This window comes from Colwellia ponticola, assembly GCF_005885605.1.
Taxonomy (GTDB): Bacteria; Pseudomonadota; Gammaproteobacteria; order Enterobacterales; family Alteromonadaceae; genus Colwellia; species Colwellia ponticola.
Genome location: NZ_SZVP01000001.1, coordinates 100036 through 122626, shown reverse-complemented (window position 1 = coordinate 122626; position 22591 = coordinate 100036). Strand labels below are relative to the sequence as shown.

General features: G+C 37.6%; 18 protein-coding genes, 3 tRNA genes and 1 pseudogene. 10 read left to right on the top strand and 12 right to left on the bottom strand.

The annotated features are described in order from the left end of the window. The first annotated feature begins 286 nt into the window (after positions 1-286). Positions 287-2593, top strand: a complete 2307-nt coding sequence (gene parC / locus FCS21_RS00520) for a DNA topoisomerase IV subunit A (protein ID WP_138620037.1) — start codon at positions 287-289, stop codon at positions 2591-2593. Positions 2594-2746: 153 nt separating this feature from the next. Here parC and FCS21_RS00515 read toward each other — a convergent pair whose 3' ends face one another. Beyond that, complete coding sequence (locus tag FCS21_RS00515) at positions 2747-4270, bottom strand: TolB-like translocation protein (RefSeq protein ID WP_138620490.1); 1524 nt, start codon at positions 4268-4270, stop codon at positions 2747-2749. A gap of 347 nt (positions 4271-4617) precedes the next feature. After that, positions 4618-4950, bottom strand: coding sequence for a winged helix-turn-helix domain-containing protein (locus tag FCS21_RS00505; protein WP_118056362.1), 333 nt, complete (start codon positions 4948-4950; stop codon positions 4618-4620). A 783-nt stretch (positions 4951-5733) separates the two neighbouring features. Between FCS21_RS00505 and FCS21_RS00500 the strand changes: the two genes are divergently transcribed. After that, positions 5734-8793, top strand: coding sequence for a TonB-dependent receptor domain-containing protein (locus tag FCS21_RS00500; protein ID WP_138620489.1), 3060 nt, complete (start codon positions 5734-5736; stop codon positions 8791-8793). A gap of 140 nt (positions 8794-8933) precedes the next feature. Continuing rightward, positions 8934-10103 (top strand): metallophosphoesterase, encoded by a 1170-nt coding sequence (locus tag FCS21_RS00495; protein WP_138620036.1) that lies wholly within the window; start codon positions 8934-8936, stop codon positions 10101-10103. Between the two features lie 142 nt (positions 10104-10245). Here the strand turns inward: FCS21_RS00495 and FCS21_RS00490 are convergent, their stop codons facing one another. Then, complete coding sequence (locus tag FCS21_RS00490) at positions 10246-10971, bottom strand: YebC/PmpR family DNA-binding transcriptional regulator (RefSeq protein WP_138620488.1); 726 nt, start codon at positions 10969-10971, stop codon at positions 10246-10248. A 255-nt stretch (positions 10972-11226) separates the two neighbouring features. On the opposite strand from FCS21_RS00490, the gene FCS21_RS00485 reads away from it, so the two are divergent. The 4 genes from FCS21_RS00485 (at position 11227) to FCS21_RS00470 (ending at position 13153) form a co-directional block, all read left to right on the top strand. Next, positions 11227-11451, top strand: coding sequence for a DUF4177 domain-containing protein (locus tag FCS21_RS00485; protein WP_138620487.1), 225 nt, complete (start codon positions 11227-11229; stop codon positions 11449-11451). Continuing rightward, entirely contained in the window at positions 11444-11674 is a 231-nt protein-coding gene (gene yidD / locus FCS21_RS00480) for a membrane protein insertion efficiency factor YidD (protein WP_138620035.1), read from the top strand. Before FCS21_RS00485 ends, yidD begins: the two co-directional genes overlap by 8 nt. Before the next feature lie 33 nt (positions 11675-11707). Then, positions 11708-12166, top strand: coding sequence for a TM2 domain-containing protein (locus FCS21_RS00475; protein ID WP_306461452.1), 459 nt, complete (start codon positions 11708-11710; stop codon positions 12164-12166). 126 nt (positions 12167-12292) lie between these two features. Continuing rightward, positions 12293-13153 (top strand): N-formylglutamate amidohydrolase, encoded by an 861-nt coding sequence (locus FCS21_RS00470; protein WP_138620034.1) that lies wholly within the window; start codon positions 12293-12295, stop codon positions 13151-13153. 72 nt (positions 13154-13225) lie between these two features. Here the strand turns inward: FCS21_RS00470 and FCS21_RS00465 are convergent, their stop codons facing one another. From FCS21_RS00465 to mutY, 8 genes and pseudogenes are all read right to left on the bottom strand, one after another. Continuing rightward, a complete protein-coding gene (locus tag FCS21_RS00465; RefSeq protein ID WP_138620033.1) occupies positions 13226-15400 on the bottom strand; it encodes a cation:dicarboxylate symporter family transporter in 2175 nt (724 codons plus the stop codon). A gap of 270 nt (positions 15401-15670) precedes the next feature. Next, positions 15671-15799: a hypothetical protein gene (locus tag FCS21_RS17075; RefSeq protein WP_281279938.1), complete on the bottom strand. Its 129-nt coding sequence runs from the start codon at positions 15797-15799 to the stop codon at positions 15671-15673. 258 nt (positions 15800-16057) lie between these two features. Continuing rightward, positions 16058-16456: pseudogene (locus FCS21_RS00460) on the bottom strand (DUF4136 domain-containing protein); the annotation flags it as partial. A gap of 559 nt (positions 16457-17015) precedes the next feature. Next, positions 17016-17091 (bottom strand) — tRNA-Thr (locus FCS21_RS00455). 176 nt (positions 17092-17267) lie between these two features. Next, positions 17268-17343, bottom strand: a tRNA-Thr gene (locus FCS21_RS00450). A gap of 111 nt (positions 17344-17454) precedes the next feature. Continuing rightward, a tRNA-Phe gene (locus FCS21_RS00445) sits at positions 17455-17530 on the bottom strand. Positions 17531-17744: 214 nt separating this feature from the next. Beyond that, on the bottom strand, positions 17745-18017 hold the full coding sequence (locus tag FCS21_RS00440) for an oxidative damage protection protein (protein WP_138620031.1): 273 nt from the start codon (positions 18015-18017) through the stop codon (positions 17745-17747). 174 nt (positions 18018-18191) lie between these two features. Then, complete coding sequence (gene mutY / locus FCS21_RS00435; protein ID WP_138620030.1) at positions 18192-19289, bottom strand: A/G-specific adenine glycosylase; 1098 nt, start codon at positions 19287-19289, stop codon at positions 18192-18194. Positions 19290-19569: 280 nt separating this feature from the next. Between mutY and FCS21_RS00430 the strand changes: the two genes are divergently transcribed. Continuing rightward, positions 19570-19908, top strand: a complete 339-nt coding sequence (locus tag FCS21_RS00430) for a YggL family protein (RefSeq protein ID WP_138620029.1) — start codon at positions 19570-19572, stop codon at positions 19906-19908. Between the two features lie 137 nt (positions 19909-20045). Continuing rightward, a complete protein-coding gene (gene trmB, locus FCS21_RS00425) occupies positions 20046-20771 on the top strand; it encodes a tRNA (guanosine(46)-N7)-methyltransferase TrmB (RefSeq protein ID WP_138620028.1) in 726 nt (241 codons plus the stop codon). A 49-nt stretch (positions 20772-20820) separates the two neighbouring features. Here the strand turns inward: trmB and FCS21_RS00420 are convergent, their stop codons facing one another. Next, positions 20821-21183 (bottom strand): hypothetical protein, encoded by a 363-nt coding sequence (locus tag FCS21_RS00420; RefSeq protein WP_138620027.1) that lies wholly within the window; start codon positions 21181-21183, stop codon positions 20821-20823. Positions 21184-21776: 593 nt separating this feature from the next. Between FCS21_RS00420 and FCS21_RS00415 the strand changes: the two genes are divergently transcribed. Beyond that, positions 21777-22439 carry a GntR family transcriptional regulator gene (locus FCS21_RS00415; protein ID WP_138620026.1) on the top strand — a complete coding sequence of 221 codons (663 nt, stop codon included), beginning with the start codon at positions 21777-21779 and terminating at the stop codon, positions 22437-22439. The last annotated feature ends 152 nt before the right edge of the window (positions 22440-22591 follow it).

The window sequence follows — 22591 nt, the reverse complement described above, 5'->3', positions numbered from 1 at the left end:
TAATATTAGTGCATTTGTTACTTTATCTGTGTTGTCTAAGCACATAATCAGCTAAGCTATACCCATACCAAACCCAAGTCAACATGATCGTCTTAGTACACCTAAGCGAATCATGCTCAAGCTGGCTTGGCTATTATTCTTAACTTAATTATTCTTAACTTATTTTTGATAATATGTTGAGCTATGCTTTTGGTTTATCTCGTTAACGATATAAGTAAAGTTATACTAAAAGTTATACCCTAAGACACTTATCACAACCCAATATGTAATATCAGGAAACCAATTCATGTCAGATGCGCTCGAATATAGCCTTGATGGAGTAGAACAAGTCCCTCTGAGGCGTTTTACCGAAGAAGCTTATTTAAATTATTCCATGTACGTCATTATGGATAGAGCTTTGCCACATATAGGCGATGGTTTAAAACCAGTTCAACGTCGTATAGTGTATGCAATGTCAGAGCTTGGTTTATCTGCAACCGCTAAATATAAAAAGTCAGCGCGTACCGTGGGCGATGTATTAGGTAAATTTCATCCCCATGGCGATAGTGCTTGCTATGAAGCCATGGTGTTGATGGCACAACCTTTTTCTTATCGTTACCCTTTAGTAGATGGTCAAGGAAACTGGGGGGCACCCGATGATCCTAAATCATTTGCGGCAATGCGTTATACGGAATCACGTCTATCACGTTTTAGTGAAGTATTACTGGCTGAGTTAGGGCAAGGCACGGTTGATTGGCAGCCAAATTTTGATGGTACTATGGAAGAGCCAAAAACTTTGCCGGCGCGTTTACCGCATATTTTACTCAACGGTATTACCGGTATTGCCGTCGGTATGGCAACAGATATTCCGCCACATAATGTCCGTGAAATAGCCGATGCTTGTGTACACTTAATTGAAAATCCAAAAGCAGAAGTAAGCGATTTACTGGAGTTTGTGCAAGGACCAGATTATCCAACCGATGCTGAGATTATTACCCCAAAAGCCGATATTGAAAAAATTTATCAAACAGGCCGTGGTAGTATAAAAATGCGTGCTGTTTATGATGTAGAGCAGGGCGATATTGTTATTACTTCACTACCGCATCAAGCTTCTGGCGGTAAGATATTAGAACAAATTGCCGCACAAATGACCGCGAAAAAGTTACCTATGGTCGTTGATCTGCGTGATGAGTCTGATCATGAAAACCCGGTACGTCTTGTCGTTGTACCGCGCTCAAATCGTGTTGATGTAGAACAGCTAATGCAGCATCTATTTGCTAGCACTGATTTAGAAAAAAGCTATCGTGTAAATATCAATATGATAGGTTTAGATAACCGTCCTGCAGTAAAAAACTTACTGGTTATTTTGTCTGAATGGCTCGAGTATCGCCGTGAAACAGTACGTCGTCGCTTACAATACCGCTTAGATAAAATCTTAGCCCGTTTGCATATCCTTGATGGTTTATTAGTTGCTTACTTAAATATTGATGAAGTGATTGAAATAATTCGCGGCTTTGATGATCCTAAAGCTGAGCTTATCTCTCGCTTTGCGTTATCTGAAACGCAAGCACACTCAATTCTAGAAATAAAATTACGCCAACTAGCCAAGCTCGAGGAAATAAAAATTCGAGCAGAACAAGATGAACTACGTATTGAACAAGACTATTTAGAAAAAATTCTTAATTCAAAAGCGCGAATGAATACGCTAATGAAAAAAGAGATCCTTGAAGCAGCTAAACTTTATGGTGATGATCGTCGCTCTAAATTGGTTGAACGTAGTGAATCAAAAGCGTTAACAGAAAAAGATTTAGTGCCTAGCGAGTCAGTAACTGTTGTTATTTCTGACAAAGGTTGGGCGCGCTGTGCTAAAGGTCATGATATTGACCCGACAAGCTTAAGCTATAAAGCTGGTGATAGTTATTTATGCTCCTCAAAAGGGCGCAGTAATCGACCCGTAGTTTTTATTGGCTCAGACGGTCGTGCTTTTACCACCGATGCGCATACTTTACCCACGGCACGCTCCCAAGGTGAGCCCTTAACAGGTCGTTTTAATCTTGCGCCAGGTAAAGCTTTTGTTCATAGTATTATGTCTGATGATGACACTAAGTATTTGTTAGTAAGTGATGCAGGTTATGGTTTTGTTAGTAGCTTTGTTGATATGGTGAGTCGCAATAAAAATGGTAAAGCGTTAATTACCTTACCAGAGGCAGCAAAGGTAATGACACCAATGCGTATTCATAATATTGACACGGATAATTGCTTAACCATAACGAGCGAAGGGCGTATGCTGGTTTTTCCTGTGAAAAACCTACCGGTACTGAGTAAGGGCAAGGGGAATAAAGTTATTAATATTCCTGCGGCACGCGCCAAAACGCGTGAAGAGTTTGTTAGTTTACTTTGTATTATTCCTGAAGGTGCAGCCATTACCTTACATGCAGGCAAACGTAAACTTACGTTAAAAGCCGTAGATATAGAACACTATAAAGGTGAGCGTGGTCGTCGTGGTAATAAGCTACCTAGAGGTTTGCAACGTGTTTCAGCCATTGAAGTAGAGCAACTAGAGGGTATTGAAAGTAGTGATGATAAAGCAAGTGAACAGGGACAGCTTACTTAGCCTAAGTTGTAAACTCTTGCAAAAAATATAAATAAAAGCCAACCAATGTTCGTCATTTGTTGGCTTTTTCGTTTTTTATCTTTATCTAATTAAAAGGCTCTGCCTTCTCATAAGGTAAAAGACAAAAAAATTTAACCTTCAAGAACATAACCCCTAATATAAGTGGTTAGTTGTTATCATTTTTATATTCGCTTGAGGAAAACTACTGCTGGTATAGAGTAAGCTGTCTTCGCTGGCTATATAGCTAATGCTATCGCTTAAGGAAATTGAGTTTAACGGCAATCTTACCAAAGGTGATTGCATCTTATTGGTTAGATCATAGGTGATCAATTGGTAGTGGTCATTAAATATTTTTTGATAATAAACATGATCATTTTGATAAGTCCATGAGTAGAGGGTATTAAACAAATTACCATTAATTATTTTTTTTGCAGCTTGATCATTATTAATATTTTTTTGCCATAAGCCCTTTTTCATCTTGGTATAAAGTAAGGTATCAGCATTGATCATTACCCCATATCGGGCACTATCAAAGGTTAGACGTTTAGTTACTCCGTCAGCAATAGTAATACTGTAAATATCGGTATGTTTATCACCATAAATGGCAGAGATAATTTTAGTATCATCAAGCGACCAAGTGGGACGATTATGTTGCACAAAAGGACTTTTTAGTAAGGTTACTTTCTCATTTTCGATTGAATAAATATAGATGCCAGCGCCACTTCCTTGTGATAGTGGCGCTAAAAAAGCTACTTTTTTACCGTCATGTGACCATTTAGGATGGCGAATAGTTTGCTGTAAATTAGTTAACTGTTTGCGTGCGCTACCATCTACTTTTGCTGACCATAGTTCATCAAAGCCTGATTCGTTAGAAGAAAATACCATTAAATTAGTCACTGGATTGTAATCAGGAGATTCATAGGTAAAATTTGATTGTAACACCGGAAAAGGGCTATTCGCGATAGTGTCATTAAGCTGTAAGCTTACTAATGATGAATTTTCTTTACGTTCTTGATAATAAAGTTGCTGTGAATGTTTGGCAATACTTGGGTAACTAAACCCTGATAAGTGTAACGGTTTTTTTACTTTATTGTTAATGTCTATCATATAGCCAGAGCGAGTATCAGCGCGTTGAGCGGCAAAAACTAGTTTTTTGCTACCACTAAACCAAGACATACCGACAATATCTTCTTCATCAAAGGTCAGTTGTGTGGTTACGTTAGTTGCTAAGTTAATTAGATAAATATTTTCACTTAAACGGTTAAGACGTCGGGCAACGGCGATGTATTTACCATCGGGAGAAAAAGCCATATCTCTATCTTTATATTGACAACCAGTATCACAAGAAAAACGGGTCATAGTGAAGTTTTTTGAGGTTAAATCAATAAAGTAAATCCCCGATCTTTTAGCTGAAGTACTTCTGTTATATACAGCAAGTATTTTATTATCGGGTGATATATCCAGATAATAATAAATCCCCTGCATAGGGCAAGTCGCTATTGGAGTCTCTTGCTGACTAGCTACTTTTAATTGTATGTAATAACAACTTTTATTCGCTTTATCTTTACGAGCAAAGTAAAGGTATTGACCGTCATTACTCCAAACACTTTGTCGTTCAATAGCATCATCAAAGGTTAACTGCTTGGGGGGTAAGGATAATTGATGAGTATCTTTCATAAAAAGATTAATCGGCTGGTTTGATAATACTTGGCTATAAACTACAAAACGACCATCGGGTGAAGGGGCAGGAAAAAGCTCACTGCCTGGATGCTTGGTGATAGTTGTTATGCTAGGGTTTTGCTCATTAGAAAACGAAGTAATAAAAAATAGGCTTAATAAAAGTATAGCTAAAGCAAAGAGTGCCTGTTTTTTGGTTATCTTAGTACGACCTTTAATGCTTTTGGTCGCTAGGTTTTTATTGAGCGTGTGTTTTTGATATAACGAGTTATCGACTGAACTTTCAATAGTGCTACCTATTGAGTAATTTATACTACTTGCTATAGGTTCTGAATGGGATGTAGTGCTTAGTAGCGGGTTATCTTGTCGCCATTGTGGTTTGGATAACCTGCCTTGCGAATGGTCTTTATTACTTCCTCTTCCCCCTCCACCTTAGTTAAAGTTTTCCGTAAGTGCCAAATGGCATTAGTTAAACTTTTTTCACCCACAAAACTGTCAGTGCCCCAAATGTGGTCAATGAGTTCGCTTCTAGGTACAACACGTCCATGATGCTTGGCCAAATAAACCAGTACTTCGATAAATTTAGGTTGTAATGACTGTTTTTCACCACTATCAATTTGAATAGAAAATTCTTCGGGTGTTACCTGATAACGTCCAATTTTAAAAGGCTGATTATGCATTATGTAAACTTTTTTACTCAACTTGTTATGTTTATTAGGAACTAAGTCTTATCAGATTATTATGTCAATATCACTAAGCTTATAGGCGCTGCTCTGATAGCTACTCCATAGAGGAAAAGCCTACCACTATGTTATTTCATCATTCACCTGAGAGTATCTAACTTATTAGACCACTTCAGACAATACAGAAGCACATTATTTAGTACAACTAGTTATTCAATAAATAGTTGTTATTGAGTGACTTCTGTGTCGATAAAGCGGTTATTTAATTAATAAAGTTTCCGTTAACAGTCAGCATGAGTTGCTTTAATCATTATGTCGTAGTGATTTAGTTGGAATGGCCGTTAATAAAATGATCATAGTTAAGTAATACCTTTATCTTACTTTGTTTATTCTAAAGTAACTGATTAACTGCTTTTAGCCGTGGCTACTTGTTTTTTATTTTAAGTTGTTGTTTTTATTGGATAGATATTAAATAGATGTACAAATGATATTCTATAGATTGCATAAGTGAGCTGATTTTCTTACAACAGAGTAAGTCTAATTAAATTACATTTTATTAACAAGAAATTACTTTGATGTGTATTTGCGATGTGTCTTTGCGTTAGTGAGTTTTACTTATGGTTAGATCATTTGAGGCCTGCTATCTAACGTGCTCACTACTTCTACCTTACGTCTATCAGGTATTAATTTATATTAGCTAATAAATAATTGGTTCCTTAGGAAGCGACCAAAATAAATAATAAAAAATATAACTAAATAACAACATAAGAGAGATGAATGATGAATAAGAGCCCAATCACCATCGCAATTCACGCTGCTATATATACAGCATTTGCCGGCAGTGCTATCGCTTTTGCACCAACCACATTTGCTGCAGATGCTGAAAATGCAATAGCAAAATCTGTTACACAAATAACCCCCGCTAAGAATGTAAAAAAATCAACAGCAGATGAAAAAATTACGGTAACAGGATCTCGTTTACGTCGAGATAGTTTCACGGTTGCAACACCATTAGCAACAATGGACAACGAAGCGATTGAAGATACAGGTTTAGGTTCATTAGCTGAAATTTTAATTGATGAATTACCACAAATTTCTGAAAGTAGTAGTAATACTAACAGCCAATCAAACATTACCGCGACAGGTCTTTCAACCATTAACTTACGTAACTTAGGTTCGCAGCGTACGTTAACGTTAATTGATGGTCGCCGTGTAGTATCAAACAGCCACGGCAGTAATGCGGTAAGTTTATCAACTATCCCTACAGGTATGGTTAAAAAAGTTGAAGTAATTACCGGTGGTGCTTCAGCAGCTTATGGCTCTGATGCTATTGCGGGTGTTGTTAACATTATTACCCAACAAGATAAAGAAGGCTTTGCTTTTAAAGCCCGCGGCGGTGAGTCAGTTGAAGGCGGCGCTAAAGAATTTACTTTAGATTTAAACTACGGCAGCGAATTTGCTGAAGGTCGTGGTTATGTTTACTTAAGCTCAACCTATGATAAACAATACGGTTTAACTTATAACGACCGTAAGCGTGCGCAAATTCAAGAATCTCACTCCTATGATGATGAGAGAATGTGTAACACTATGCTTACTGAAGCAGAGCCTCGAGATGGCGAGTGTATGCGTGATATTAGCCAAGCTGATTGGCGCAGTTTAAGTGACTCTATCCCTGGTGGTGTTTTCCACGAAGGCAGTGGTGGCGTAGGCGGCTTCTGGTATGACGGTCAAACATTACGTGATGATTGGGTTGAAGAACAGCACGGCATAGATACAGATCAATTCGTTATGTTAAAAACGCCAGATGAAGGCTTAAATACGGCGATTAAAGTTGATTTTGAGCTAACCGACGATATTACTTTTTACGGGCAGCTACAGCATAGTTTAAATAAGTCATTCAACAATAAAGCACCAGAAAGTGAAGATGAAAGTGACTTAGTGATTACTTACGATCCAGCTACTGGCGAGTTTGGTCAAATAGACATGGGTCGAATTAAGCGTAGTAACCCTTATGTGCCGGCTGAAATTGCTGCTGGCGGTGGTAGTACGATTAAGTGGGATAGAAACTTTGCTGAGGTAGGTAATATTTATACTGATAACACTCGTCACACTATTCGTTCATGGGCGGGTTTACAAGGCACAGCATTTGACGGTGAATGGGACTGGGATGTATCGGTAGGTTACGGTAAATCAACGCAAGAGCAAATACGTGGCAATGAAATTGATGTTATTAAAGCCAGTTATGCGCTTGATGCTGAATACGCAGACGATGGCGTAACTATTCAATGTGCTGATGATGCAGCGCGCGCAGCAGGTTGTGTACCAATGAATTTATTTGGTGAAGGTTCTATTACCACAGAGGCGGCAGATTATATTCGGGCTAACCCAACCATTGATACTGAAGTTGAGCAACTTACTTTTACCGGTTATATGGCGGGTGACTTATTTGATATGCCAGCAGGACCAGTAGCAACCGCCTTTGGTTTTGAATTTAGACGTGATTCACAAGAAGTTAAAACTGGTGGCGGCGCTGTAGAAGGCGGTATTAGCTTTAACTATGTACCACAGTATTCTGGCGAAATGGACGTAGCTGAAATTTTTGGTGAAGCAGGTATTCCATTACTGAGAGATGTTACTGGTGCGAAAAGTTTAACTGCCGATATATCAGCACGTTTTGCTGACTACAGCGCTAAAGGTGTTGATTTAGTTGCCAGTTACCGTGCCGGTCTTGTATGGGAAATTGTTGACGGTTATGCCATTAGAACTAACTGGGCACGAGCACAACGCGCGCCATCAATTGATAACTTAATGTCACCACCAGCAGGTGATTACGATAGTGATTATACTGATATTTGTTTGGGCGCTACGGCAACCTCAACCGATGCCGGCCATGATAATTGTCGAAAAGAAACTAGCATTGCGAATTATATTGCTCAAAATGGTGAGTTTGATGTTGCTGATAATAACTATTCACCAGGCGTTGGTAACCCAGACCTTTTCGAAGAAACGGCTGACACGTTAACCGTTGGTGTCACATTAGCGCCATCATTTGTTGAAGGTCTACGCATTGCCATTGATTACTACGATATTGCCATTGAAGATGCGTTATCGACATATTCTAATGACAATATTATGGAGTACTGTTATAACTCTGAATTGGCATGGGATGAGCGCGGTGGCAGTAACTCATTTTGTAATGACTTAAAACGTGATGAAGATGGCGGCTTAATTGAAGTTATGCAGCGTGATTATAACGTTGATGAAATTAGCACCAGCGGTATTGATTTAGCAATTGAATACGTTCATGACTTTGATGACTTAGGTAGTATTAAGTTTAAGAGTGATTGGACTCATGTGCTCGATTGGACTAAAACAGTACAGTCGCCAAGTGGTCCAGTAACTGAAAACTATGAAGGTTACTACGATAATGATATTTATGATACGCAAGGCTCGGCGTCACTAACTTGGTATAAAGAAGACTGGCGCGTACGCTGGAGTACTAAGTACAAAGGACCAATTACCGTTAACCAAGGCGATGAAGAAGATTGGTTAGAAGATATGGCGAATAACGATGAAAACTGTGCAGCTGGCAATGCAGAGTGTGTTGCAAACCCAGAAGCATTGATGTTAAACGAAATTGGTTCATACATAACACATAGCTTATCGGTTTCTTATGATATTTCTCTATCAAAAGGTGGTGATTTACGTGTTTTTGGTGGTGTAAATAACATCTTTGATAATCAAGGCGATTACAGCTTAGGTGGCCGTGGCCATTTCTACAGTGGTTACGGTAGTAGTGTTGGCCGTTTCCTTTACGCAGGTGCTGAAATTACTTTTTAAGCATAATTAAGCTAATTAGTTAAGTCAATTTAAATGGAGGTAAGCAACGCTTACCTCCATTTTTAAATCCTCACACGGACGTGGTTTTTATCTTTTCTTGGTACTTTTTTAGTATCTTGTCCTACTTTCTTGGAGTTTCTATGTTTCACTCTTCTTTTTTCGTTTTTAGAAATACCGCACTGATATTAATGCTATTACTAACAAGCAGTGTTTCAACTTTTGCTTTTTCCATGCCAGCTGAAAAAGCAAAGGTTGAAGCATTAACAATAATATCGACGCCAGTAATAAAACCAACATTAGCGCCAGTGAACGATGGTCCCTATGTTTTTGTTAACCAGCAACAACAGCTTGAGTCTTATTGGTTATGCCAAGGAGATGTGGTAACAAGTGTTACTGAGACTGTTAATTTTCCGTTATCTATTTCGGCTTGTAACATGCCAGCTCAAATACATGCTTTGACTAGTATAGAAAATAAAGTACTGGAATTTTCGGGTGATTATCCTGTGGCCGCCTTAAGTGATTTTCATGGTCAATATGATGTAATGATTGAACTATTAACCAATAACAACATTATTGATGAAAATAAAAATTGGGCTTTTGGCAAAGGCCATTTTGTTATCACCGGTGATATTTTTGATCGCGGTGACAAGGTGACTGAGATTTTATGGTTTTTATACGACTTAGAGCAACAAGCGCAACAAGCAGGTGGCGGTATTCATTTAACCTTAGGTAATCATGAAGTGATGGTGCTTAATGGTGATTTACGCTACTTACACCCCAAGTATATAAAAACAGCGCAACGATTAAATAAACCCTTTGAGCAGTTATTTAGCCAAAATAGTATTTTAGGTAATTGGCTACGAAGCAAACCCGTATTGGTAAAAGTAAATAATATGCTCTTTGCCCATGGTGGGTTTCATCCAAGTTTAGCCACTGAAAAGCGCAGCTTGCTTGATATTAATACGGTATTTAAAGACAGTTTAATTAAGGCTGAGCTTGAGCAGCCAAGGGAAGGCTGGGCTAAATTCTTACACAAAAGCAACGGTCCTATTTGGTATCGTGGTTACTTTGCTCAAGACAAGGGCGCGACTTCTGCAGAAATTGATATGCTACTTAAGCACTTTGATGTTAAACACATAATTGTTGGTCACACCTCACAAAAGCAGATTGAAACACGTTATCAAGGCAGAGTAATCGCGATAGACTCAAGTATTAAACGTGGCAAATACGGTGAAATACTATTTATTGAAAAAGGTAAAAAGTGGCGTGGTAGCTTAAGTGGCAAAGTACTACCGCTTTATGACGAATAGTAAGGTATCAGTAAAAATATCAGTTAATCCATATGAATAAGAGTTAGTTACTGCACTAAGATCTAAAAAGCCAATATGAGTAATATTGGCTTTTTAGTTGTCTATTGCTTAATTATGTAAAGGCAGAGGTTAAGTTCGCTTATTAAGCTTTAACTTCGGCATTATGATAAACATTTTGCACATCATCACAATCATCTAACATAGCGATAAATTTCTCAAAGTTTGCTAAGTTTTCTTCGCCTTCAACATCAATATAGTTTTGTGGGATCCACGAAATCTCTTCAACTTCTAAATCATACTCAGGCATTGAGTTAGCAAATTCTGTTTTGATTTTAAAGAACTCGGTATGCGGGGCATAAACGGTGATAATTCCGTCTTCTAACTCAACATCAGTTACGTCGATGTCAGCCATCATTAATGTTTCTAAAACACTTTCATCATCTTCGCCTTGAAAAGCAAAAACGGCTTGCTGGTCGAACATATGTGACACTGAACCAGACGTGCCTATTTTAGAGTTTGTCTTAGTAAAACACTGACGAACATCTTTAATGGTACGGTTACCATTGTCCGTTAAGCAATCAATAATAACCATACAGTTACCAGGACCGTAACCTTCATAGCGGGCTTCAACAAAATCTTCACCACCAGCACCAGAGGCTTTTTTAAGCGCATTATCTATAACGTGAGTGGGGACTTGATCTTTTTTTGCACGATCAATTAAACCACGCAACGCTAGGTTACCATCAGGGTCAACACCACCATTTTTAGCACAAACGTAAATTGCTTTACCGTACTTAGAGTAAACTTTAGTTTTGGCCCCCGCAGTTTTGGCCATGGATAATTTGCGGTTTTGGTATGCTCTGCCCATCTCAATGTCTTCTTTTATGTTCAAGAAATATAGTAAGTAAGATTCTACCAGCCGCAACGGTAGCTTGACTAGTACTCAGCCTTATAAATTATCACTATATAGGTAATAAAATAATTACACACTATGAAATAATTTTAGTGATTACAGAGCACAAAAAAACTAATACTTGTTATTATCATCTTGCTTTTATATTTTGACATTAATAGGCAAACTATATAAACCCTAGTTTTTAATACCATAAATAGAGATGTGATGATGAGTAAATACGATGAATACAAAGTACTTTATGTTACTGAAGGTGGTTGTGGAACGTTATTGTTAGGCTCTAGTGGTTTACCGTTAAAACGTTTAGAAGCAACATTAAATCAAGAGGCAGCCGATGGTTGGCAACTCGTTTTTCAAGTAATAGAACAAAAACGCTTTTGGTTATTTTGGTCACGAGAAGCCATCATTATTACTTTAGGTCGAAGCCGTGGTTAAAACAGCTTTATTAAAGGCTATCCGTCTTTATCAAAAAACAGGTGGCTCAGTTAAACACTTTGCTATTAGCTGTAACTTTACCCCAAGCTGCTCGCATTACACCTATCAAGCGATTGAGCGGTTTGGGGTTGTTAAAGGCGTTATTATCGGTGTTAAGCGCATTAAACGTTGTAATAACCCCGATTGTGTTAATATCACTGATGATCCTGTACCGAATAAGTAGCCAACAAAAAGCGCAAAATACCATCGGTAAAGAATGACAGTCCTGAGTATCAATGATCAGAAAGTTACAGAAATTAATGATATAACTATGGAATCGATTATGCGTACATTGTCTTTACGTCAAGAAGAAGAGCAACTACGTGCGCAAATAGCTCAGCTGAGTCGAGAACAAAAACAATATTACTATGCGTTAGAAGTTGCCCAAGTAAAAGATCCCGATACTTATGCCGCCTTAAACTGGGTCTTTATCGCTGGCTTACACCACTTTTATTTAGGTAAGTGGCAACGTGGCTTGGCTAATTTGATTATGATGATAATAGGAGGCTTTTTATATTTCAGCCACCTGCTTCCTATTGTAGGTATCACACTAGTCATATTAATTTTTATTATTGAGTTACCGCAGCTCTTTACTAGTGAAAAGATCATTCATCAATATAATAATGCCCTGATGAAGCGTTTACTTAAACAGACACTCAAACAGGTAAGTAACTAGTTATATATGACTAGTTACTTACCTGTTGTTAATAACCTTTTACCGCATGTACTTACCCGTAGTCGTATACTTTACAGGGATTGAGATATACGCATTAACTTATGCAAATTCGCTAAGGAGTCCTTTGTGACTGAACAACTCACCAAACAACTCACCGAACAAGAAATTATTAATAAAATAAAGCGACGTCACTGTTTTGAAGCTACAGTAGTCGGCGGAGCTTTCACCCTTAAAATTGAGAAATATTTGCCAGCTATGTCCGCTGCTATTCATGATGGTAGCAACTTTAGAGCAGAGCTTGAAGAAAATTGCTTACTAGATAAAGCATCGCGTTATTATGAAGAAGACCCACACACAGCGAGCTTTATTGCCAAACAAGCGATCACCTTAATTGCTCACGATTCGCGTTATGAATATGATTTAAATCGTAATACTGATGAATGTGTTTATGAAACTGCTTGGGGCAAAGATATTTGGACAACACCTTTAACTGAAGTCATGATTGCTAAAAGTAAGGCGAAACATGCGCAATTTTATCGCATTGTTGCTGGCGTTGTTGAAGCGCTAATTGAAGACTTTGGGCAATGTGTTGTCTATGACAACCACTCGTATAATTTTAAGCGCCATGAAAGGCAAGATTTACCGGTATTTAACGTAGGGACTACCTCAGTTAAAGGTGAGCAGTGGCGAGCTATTATTGATAGCTGGTTAACGGCCTTACAGGGTATGCAAGTTGATAGCGTAAAGGTTATCGCAGCAGAAAATGATATTTTTTATGGTAAAGGGTATTTAGCGGCGTTTTGTCATGGTAAATACGAGCAAGTATTAGTGTTAGCCACTGAAACTAAAAAAGTTTTTATGGATGAATTAACTGGGCAGGCTAATACTGTGGTGTTGCCATCATTAAAGCAAGCGTATAATGATACTATTGCTCAACATACTCAGTGGTATATTAATAACTACCATAAGCAAAATAATAAAGCTTAGCCTTATTATCTAGATAATAAAAAAGCACCACAAGGTGCTTTTTTTGTGCCTAGTAGGTAATTGTGGGATTAGCTAAATCCAGCCGAGTACATCTTTCATTACTGACCAACGTGGTTTTTTGGCTTTAGGGTTTTTACCTAAAATCCAATAGTCATATACCTTATCTTGAAAACCATTATCTTGTTTTAGTTTGAGCCAAGTATTCATGTATTGTACATAGTCTAATTGACCTTTTGGCATAACAAACGCAACAGGTGCTCTAAGTTGCATACCTTTAGGTATAATGGCTGAAAAGTTAGGGTACAGCATAGCCCAAGCGGAACCAGCTTCAGTGGAATAAATTAAGGCATCTATGCCTTTATAATGCCCTTTAAGAAATTGCCTTACGTAATCTTCATCCGTTAATTGTGTTAGCTTGGCATTGGGTAGGTACTCTTTAACCATATCTTTGTAGTACTTGCTACGTCCTACACCTAAATTTAAATCTTTTATGGTTGCAATGGTCGAAATATCCGCAAACTTATCACGTTTAGCATCATTGACTAATATACCTACTGTGTGGAAAGTATAAGCATCTGAGAAGGTTACTTCTAAGGCTCGCTTAGGTGTAATAGTGTGACCGCCCAGCGTTATATCAATGCTGCCATTAGCTAATAACTCAGCTTCATTAGCGCTGCTTTCAAGTCGTATCACTGCTAATTTAATATCTAAATCTTTAGCAAACTGCGTCAAGATTTCGATATCAAAGCCAACCATAAGATTATCTTTATTTTTAAAAACATAAGGTAAACTTGCTTCGTAATAGCCAACACGGATGCTTTTACGTTCAAGGATGACTTCAAGGCGAGGTTGTTGCTGCTCAAAGTACCCTAGTGGCGTAAGTGTTTGATAGGATTCAAACTCAGTAATTGTATTCATTGCTTTCATTGATTCAAAGGTTTGTATACCTTCATATTTATAGGGGATCATTGCTTTTAAAATAAAGCCAGTGGCAATCATCACGCCAAATGTCACCGCTAAGTGAATACCAATGGCTTGCATCATTCTATGCCATCTAAGCTTTTTCAATACTGCTGAGGCAACTAATAAAGTCACCACAAAGCCATGTAATGCGGCTAAACCGGTTGCAAATCTCGCTGTAACAACACTACCTAATAGGTACAATTGAAATTGATCAGCAGGTAAGTCGAAAAAGTTAAGTAAAAAAGGAATAGCAACAGCCATGCTACCAAAGGCCGTTAATGCACCCATCACCACAAAAGAAATATAATCGTCATCTCCTAATGGTGTGCCAACATACCAAGCAGAAAATAGAATAAAACCTAAACCTAATAAAGTACCGGTACTTGGGAAACTGTAAGCGGTAGGAACTAACACATCTACCGTTGAGTCTGTTTCTTCACATTCCATACCATGCTTAGCTAATAACTCTTTACTACGCTCTATTATCATAGGCAGAACAACTAATACTGTCCCTGTTGCCAATGCCGTTACCATGGCTTCACCGGCGGTGGATAAAATTTCACGATAAGAGAAAGGCGTAGCCCAATGAATCAGTAACGGTAAAAATACAAAAGCGAGTAGGGCAGCGGCAATGATATAAACCCATAAAAATACTTGTAGACGACCAAGCTCTTCCACTTCTAAGGTACCAGCGGCAGCCGCTGAAATAGCAAAAATACCTAAAGGTGCTAATTTGGCTACATAAGAGGCAACCTTCATTAAACTGTCGCCAATATTTGTGGTTAAGGTTAATAGTGTCTCTTTATTTTTCACCTGTATTAAGGCAACCCCCATCAACAATGAAAAGAGAACAACCGCGGGCACAATGGTTTCGGATAGTGAGGCGAAAATATTACTGGGAATATACAGTTTTACAAAATTAAAAGTGCTGGGCTCAGTAATCATACTGGTACTGAAAAAACCAGCGGTTTGCCAGTTAGGGTAAGCTAAAGGAAGTAGTAATAGGGTTGCCATTACAGCCGACCACATAATAATAATAACCTTGACTGCGCGCATACCAATGCGACTAGCCATTGAACTGTCTAAACGCCCTAGACCACCAATAATAGAGACAAGTACATAAGGTAATACGGTCATTTGTAATAGGCGGATGTAAACATCGCCAATAACGGCAATATTTCCCGCGGGCTCTCCTACAAAAATACCCGTACTTATACCCAGTATTAGCGCAATAATAACCCGCTGAAAAGGGCTCAGTTTTTGATATAGGTTTACTAATGGCATGTTTTCTCCAGGGGAAGGGCTTATTTATTATATATAACTATTTTTAACTCGCGACTGAAGCGCTAATCGGGTCAATAAATTTAATGGCATTGATGCTATTATCACTTTTTTAGAGGATTATTCAACTAACTAGCACGACTAAATAATAACGCTTAATGCTGTAATGGCTGCTACTTAACATCGTTGAAGTGTTAAAGGGAGCTTTTCAGTATTTTACATAATGCTATAGAGCAGAGCATGCAATTGTTTATCGGCATCATTAGCTAATTTTTACTGGGTAAATAAGTCATTTAAGTACTGTTGTATGTTACTAGCAAGTAATTGATATTGCTTGCCTTCTAATGTGTTTAATTGTATTGCATTAATAGGTGCTTCCATAGCTGACTTTATCTTTGTCATACCAATAGTGAGCTACTCTCAATTGTCCATTGATTACTGTTATTAATAGCTATATCACTAAGTAGGGTGTGATGACTTAATGAGGTAGCTTGAGTGTTATGAACAGCGCTAATTACTAAAGCCATGAGTATTTCACCAAATATAACAAAATAAATAATGGGTTAACGAAAGTGAAAATGCCTAAAGTTGTTAAATAATTAACCATGGTGCAATACGCCTGAGTAAACCTTCAGGGCATTGCTAAGTGCTTTATTTACCTTATTTATTTTTAGTCGGAGGGAAGTTAGCTAGCAAGCGATTGACTGTTGTAGTAATAGCGTCTTCCTTGTCTTGATAAGACATATCTCCCTTGCCTTCATAGGTATCAGTACCATGCCAAATAGCGGTGTTATTATGGCTGATATCGATAAATATTTTAGTGATGATGGTGGCGTCACTGTCAATAGGGATACTGGTGCTTAAACCTATACCAGCACGACCGTTACCGACCATTTTAGCACCACCCAAGCCAATACTAAATGATGAGTTATTGGCTTTTTCCTGTTGAGTAAAGTGATAACTTACCTGTAAATCAGCAGGCTCTGCTTGATGGGTAAAAAGCTGGCGTGTTAAAGCACTTTCAATAGCATTTTTAATGCGGTTATCCATAATGGGATTTGAATCAACAGTTTTCTGATTTTTTCACTAAATTGAAAGCTGTTAAGTGATGAAAAGTCAGTTTTTTCGTTATAGTCAAACTTAGTGGTATTTGTAGTGCTACAAGCCGTTATTAATAGCGTTAATAAAACAGTTATTAGCTTTTTCATCATTGTACCTAAAGTGTAAACAGTATTACTTGATGATAATGGCATAGCCATTATTAATAAAGGGTTATTATTTCAGACAATATGAAGAGAATGAATGGTGCCGACTGTTGGCATCGAACTGCTGATCTTTAATGAGTTACTGATTCAAGCAGTATGGTCGTCAGTATGTCGCTAAGTAAATACCTAATAAATTACAGACGAAAAAAACCTTAACATTGCTATCAAGGTTTGATTTCTTCTCAGAAGAGAATAAATGGTGCCGACTGTTGGCATCGAACTGCTGATCTTTAATGAGTTACTGATTCAAGCAGTATGGTCGTCAGTATGTCGCTAAATATCTAATAAATTACAGACGAAAAAAAACCTTAACAATGCTGTTAAGGTTTGATTTCTTCTCAGAAGAGAATGAATGGTGCCGACTGCCGGAATCGAACTGGCGACCTACTGATTACAAGTCAGTTGCTCTACCAACTGAGCTAAGTCGGCACACAAAACTGTGTGCAATATTTAAGTTAAAATAACGGCTTAAATACTTTTGGCACTGAAATATTATTTAATATTTTTATTGAGTAATATCTTTGTAAGATCTGCTCTTAAACTTTAGGTGAAAAAAAACCTTAACATTGCTGTCAAGGTTTGGTTTCTTCTCAGAAGAGAATAAATGGTGCCGACTGCCGGAATCGAACTGGCGACCTACTGATTACAAGTCAGTTGCTCTACCAACTGAGCTAAGTCGGCACACAAAGCTGTGTGCAATATTTAAGTTAAAATAACGGCTTAAATACTTTTGGCACCGAAGTATCACTTAATAATATTAACGAGAAATTAATTAGTAGTACTTCTGTAAAATGGTGCCCCGACCCGGATTTGAACCAGGGACACGAGGATTTTCAATCCTCTGCTCTACCAACTGAGCTATCGGGGCTTAACATGTTTAACTTGGCTGCAGTTCGCTGCCTCGTTAAGACGGGGCGTATTAAACTGTTTTTCTTTTATCTCGTCAACCCTTTTTTACCAACTTTTTAATAAAAAGTGTTTGTTTGCTGCTTTTTGCAGCACATCTGTTTTTTGTGAGCTTTTTATGTACATTAACGAGTTATAAAATGAGCAAGGAAAAACACTGAACAAAATAATAGCGATTATTTGCTCGGTGGTACGTAACCTTCAATTTCAGGTTCTTTCCCTTCAAATAAATAAGCAACCATAGCTTTTTCTAAAAAAGCACGGTCATCAGCATTCATCATGTTCATTTTTTTTTCATTTATTAGCATGGTTTGCTTTTTTTGCCACAATCCCCACGCTTCTTTAGAGATATTATCAAAAATACGTTTACCTATTTCACCTGGGTAGAGTTGAAAGCCTAAACCTTCGGCTTCTTTGTTTAAATTTTGACAAAATACTGTGCGACTCATAATGGCTTCTCTATATTGGTAGTTATTATTAGTAGTTATTGGTATGTAGTTATTTATTCAAAGCCCACTCATCAATGAACTTAGCTTTAGTGTAGATTGTTACATTTTACTGATTATTCAAGTCAAACTGCTAAAGTTCAATGTTTTATACGTTCAGCTTCAGTAGTTTTACGTTTAACAGTCTCTAAGTAATGTCAGTAATTTTTGTGTTGAGGCGGCTAAGCCAACACTTAATTCTTGTTGTAAATCATACCACTTTTGCTGGTCTGGTTCGTTTATTTTTGTACTCTGACTATTATCAAGTTGTTGGCAGTCTACTATGACTGGTGTTATATCTAAATGAAAGTGACTAAAGGTATGCCTAAACTCTGTTAAGGTTTGTGATGAGAGCGCTTTAAGTGATAAATTAGTCATTAAGTCATCAATTTCCGTGACATCATCAATTTCATGAAAACACCATAAGCCGCCCCAAATACCTGCAGGAGGGCGTTTTTCCATTAGCACCTTATCAGAGAGGTTGTTTTTTAATCTTGGGATCACCATGATCGTTTTCTTTTCAGGGATTTTCTTTTTCGGCTTTTTCTGAGGAAAGTTCGCTTGTTGATCACTCGCTTTTGCTAAACAACTTTGTTTAATAGGGCATAGCTCACATTTTGGTTTACTGCGAGTACACACCGTTGCGCCCAAATCCATCATTGCTTGATTAAAACTATCCGTTTCTATTGCCGGTGTTAATTGTTCACTTAATTGCCATAAGGCTTTATCAAATTTACTTAAGCCATTATAACCTTCAACAAGGTAGCTCCGTGCTAAAACGCGTTTTACATTACCGTCTAAAATAGGGTGATATTGCTTTAATGATAAACTTAGAATAGCGCCTGCGGTTGAACGCCCAATGCCTGGTAAAGCAATAACTTGTTCAATTTCTATGGGAAAATTACCATCATAATCAGCAAGCATTATCTTGGCTGACTTATGTAAATTTCGGGCTCGAGCATAATAACCCAGTCCGGTCCAATGATGTAACACGGTATCTTCATCGGCATTGGCTAAGTCAGTAATGGTCGGAAAACTTGCCATGAAACGCTGATAATAAGGAATAACAGTAGCAACTTGGGTTTGTTGTAGCATTATTTCTGAAATCCATACGCGGTATGGGGTTTTGTTTTGCTGCCAAGGTAGATGCTTTCTACCTTGCAGGTGATACCAACTTACCACTTGTTGGCCAAATTTTTCAGCCGAATTGGCTGATAGTGCTATAGGATTATTCATAGCGCGCAGTGTAACTAAATAATTTGTTGAGCTCAAATAGACAAATTAAGCTTTTCGTACCAATTATGGCGAATAGCGCTAATTATCGATAAATAGGGTGGCTCGGACTTCAATTACCACTGAAATCCTACCCTTTACTAAGTAAGGGGTATATAATATCGCCTTTAAAATTCGCTTCGCTTAGTTCATTTTAATGGCTCGTTAATCATTTTTTCATCATTAATTAGTAGAGTCATTAAGAGTTCCCATTTAGCATTAAGAAAAATATAAGGCTTTAATAATGAAAATAAACGCAAAAAACCGTAGTACCCGTATCCGTAAAAAATTACGTGTTGATGAGTTTCAAGAATTAGGCTTCGATGTTGCTTGGAAATTAAAAGATGACATCAGTGGCGAAGAACTTGATACGTTTATCAATAAATTTTTTGCCGAAGCTATTCAGCCTAATGGTTTAGGTTTTGGCGGAGAAGGCGATACTTTATGGCATGGTCTTATTTGTACGCAAGCATTAGGCTCTTGTACTGAGGAGCATCGCAGTGCGGTTAAAAAATGGTTAACGGACAATGGTGCGACGTCAGTGGCAGTAAGCGATTTGTACGATGTTTGGTGGGCTGAATAACTTACGTTTTATCAATGAACTTTATGCGGCATTGCCTAAAGCGCATTGACTTTACGTAATAAGCTTGAATAACTACTTATGCAGTAATTTTTATATTACTTGCTGAATATATAAATGAAGATGAGTAAAGATCTAAAATGACAGAAAAAACACATAAAACCATAGAGCAGGCTGAGCAAGAAGGTAAGTACATTCGTAAAGTACGTAGCTTTGTTAAACGCGAAGGTCGCTTAACCAAAAATCAAGAACGTGCGATTAACGATCATTGGCAAAACATGGGACTAAACCATAGTGATGGCGTTATTGAACCTCAAACATTATTTACTAATACCAACCCTGTGGTGTTAGAAATTGGTTTTGGTATGGGAAAATCTTTAGTTGAAATGGCTAAAGCGGCACCAGAGCTAAACTTTATTGGTATTGAAGTACACAAGCCCGGTGTTGGCGCTTGTATTTCATCTGCAGTTGAAGCAGGCGTTAGCAATTTAAAAGTATATGAGCATGATGCTATTGAGATTTTAGCTGATTGTATACCTGACGGCTCACTGACAACGGTGCAATTATTTTTTCCTGATCCGTGGCATAAGAAAAAGCATCATAAACGAAGAATTGTTTCGGCTGAATTTGTTGAAACGATCAGACAAAAATTGAAAGTCGGCGGTGTATTTCATATGGCAACTGACTGGGAAAATTATGCACAATGTATGCTAGAAGATATGCAAAGTGCGCCAGGTTATAGTAACTTGTCTGAGACAAACGACTATGTACCACGCCCTGATTCTCGTCCATTGACTAAATTTGAAAACCGTGGCCAAAACCTAGGTCATGGCGTATGGGATTTACAATTTGCTAAAAAGGCTTAATAGCCTTTTTAGCTCGTTTCGAATCACCAGCGTTATCGGTATGGTTACCTTATTCTTCTGTTTGCTGCGGTTTAGGTAAGTGGTGACGCTCAATAAAAAATAAATGTTGGGCGTTACGTAAATTACCTGTGTCTATCAGCCATTGTTGATCAACTATTTCACGTGTTAAAGCTGCATGCAATATACGGCTTTTATATTGTGTCCAAAAAAGTAATGTTGCTGCTTGATGACATTCGTTGTTAGGTAATTGCTCACTACGAGTTAACGTTAATTCCTCAATAATATTAGCAATTACCTTATCTTTTAATTCAGTATCAATTTGTCGTTTAAAGCGGGTAAACCTTTTTGCTTTTACTAACTGCCATAGCATCCAAATTAATAGCAGCAACGCCAGTATGGCGATAATTTCCATGTGATTTTCCTATAATAATGTTCATCGATATCATAGCAGGTTAATTTCATTATTGATCCATACAACTCGATAAAGTTAATGATAAAAACACGGTAGTTGGTTAAACTGCCGTAATTTTTATTACAGATGGATCTTTAACCATGAACAAAGTTTTTTAATCTGTAGTTTTTTGTATTTAAGCGGTTGTGCACTGCCTAGCAAGTAAAAGAAACTGACTGGATAGTTCATTAGTAAGTAAAGTGTTAGGAATAAAAGAGTAATATACATTGTTAATAATGTACTATTAAAACGCTGTTAAAAGAGTTGTTGAGGCTAGGGTCTGTTAACCTTTCGAGATTACTTTTACAGCGACTTGTTTGGTATTTTAAAAAGGCAGAGCATGTGATGTGTAGCTAGCTACACGAACATGTGATAACGCCTTATAAATTTCAAACAAGTGCTCCCTTTAGGTTCATTTAAAACGAATGTACTCTTTGTTGCTCGCTTTTTAAATAGAATAACTATTATTTGAAGCTCGCGCCGCGATTAACCCCGTTTTAAATTGAATAAATTTTAACCCTGAAAGATCAACAGACCCTAGTTAGGATCATTTTATGACCATAGTATATAAAACAAGAACGCAGTTAGTGGTTGAAACCCTAAGAGAAAAAATTTTAAGTGGTGAATTAAAAGCAGGAGAGTCACTTCGCCAAGCATCACTAGCGGCAGAATTAAACGTTAGTCGTATTCCCGTTAGAGAGGCATTATTGCATTTAGAAGGGGAAGGCCTTGTTGTTTTTGAGGCTCATAAAGGCGCAACAGTAACCGAGCTTAATGCTAAGCATGTGGCTGAGCTTTTTGAATTACGGGCGATGCTTGAAGGACACTTACTTGCTGCTTCATTACCTTTTTTAACGGATAAAAAATTAACAGAAGCGAATGATATTTTAATCGAGTTAGACCAGGCGCTTGGTAAAGAAAATGCCACCAATACCTGGAGCGAACTTAACTCTCGTTTTCATAATTGTTTATACTCAGGGGCTAATCGCCCACAAACACAAGATTTAGTTAATACCTTAAACAAGAATGCAGATAGGTATATTCGTATGCACTTATTATGGGCGGGCGGTATTTCAAAAGCAGGTCCTGAGCATCATCAGCTATTAGCATTCTGTAAAACGGGCGATGTTGATAAAGCTGTTGAGGTTTTAAAGCACCATATACTTAGCTCTAGAAATGAAATCAAAGCTTTTTTAGAGCAACGTGAATTAATGTAGCTTCCACTTAACATTACCGGTTTATTGTGTTGTAAAAGTAAGCAAATATTGACTTTTATTGTGCATTTCTATAGTATTCACGCCCCGCAAAATCACACAAAATTTGCTTCTTTGTCTCTGTTTATTTTAGTTATTTATACATAGCTTATGTT

Excerpts from the sequence above, each read along its gene's own strand:
- parC (WP_138620037.1), top strand. The coding sequence starts at position 287 with ATGTCAGATGCGCTCGAATATAGCCTTGATGGAGTAGAACAAGTCCCT.
- FCS21_RS00515 (WP_138620490.1), bottom strand. The coding sequence starts at position 4,270 with ATGAAAGATACTCATCAATTATCCTTACCCCCCAAGCAGTTAACCTTT.
- FCS21_RS00505 (WP_118056362.1), bottom strand. The coding sequence starts at position 4,950 with ATGCATAATCAGCCTTTTAAAATTGGACGTTATCAGGTAACACCCGAA.
- FCS21_RS00500 (WP_138620489.1), top strand. The coding sequence starts at position 5,734 with ATGAATAAGAGCCCAATCACCATCGCAATTCACGCTGCTATATATACA.
- FCS21_RS00495 (WP_138620036.1), top strand. The coding sequence starts at position 8,934 with ATGTTTCACTCTTCTTTTTTCGTTTTTAGAAATACCGCACTGATATTA.
- FCS21_RS00490 (WP_138620488.1), bottom strand. The coding sequence starts at position 10,971 with ATGGGCAGAGCATACCAAAACCGCAAATTATCCATGGCCAAAACTGCG.
- FCS21_RS00485 (WP_138620487.1), top strand. The coding sequence starts at position 11,227 with ATGAGTAAATACGATGAATACAAAGTACTTTATGTTACTGAAGGTGGT.
- FCS21_RS00475 (WP_306461452.1), top strand. The coding sequence starts at position 11,708 with ATGACAGTCCTGAGTATCAATGATCAGAAAGTTACAGAAATTAATGAT.
- FCS21_RS00465 (WP_138620033.1), bottom strand. The coding sequence starts at position 15,400 with ATGCCATTAGTAAACCTATATCAAAAACTGAGCCCTTTTCAGCGGGTT.
- FCS21_RS17075 (WP_281279938.1), bottom strand. The coding sequence starts at position 15,799 with ATGACAAAGATAAAGTCAGCTATGGAAGCACCTATTAATGCAATACAA.
- FCS21_RS00440 (WP_138620031.1), bottom strand. The coding sequence starts at position 18,017 with ATGAGTCGCACAGTATTTTGTCAAAATTTAAACAAAGAAGCCGAAGGT.
- mutY (WP_138620030.1), bottom strand. The coding sequence starts at position 19,289 with ATGAATAATCCTATAGCACTATCAGCCAATTCGGCTGAAAAATTTGGC.
- FCS21_RS00430 (WP_138620029.1), top strand. The coding sequence starts at position 19,570 with ATGAAAATAAACGCAAAAAACCGTAGTACCCGTATCCGTAAAAAATTA.
- trmB (WP_138620028.1), top strand. The coding sequence starts at position 20,046 with ATGACAGAAAAAACACATAAAACCATAGAGCAGGCTGAGCAAGAAGGT.
- FCS21_RS00420 (WP_138620027.1), bottom strand. The coding sequence starts at position 21,183 with ATGGAAATTATCGCCATACTGGCGTTGCTGCTATTAATTTGGATGCTA.
- FCS21_RS00415 (WP_138620026.1), top strand. The coding sequence starts at position 21,777 with ATGACCATAGTATATAAAACAAGAACGCAGTTAGTGGTTGAAACCCTA.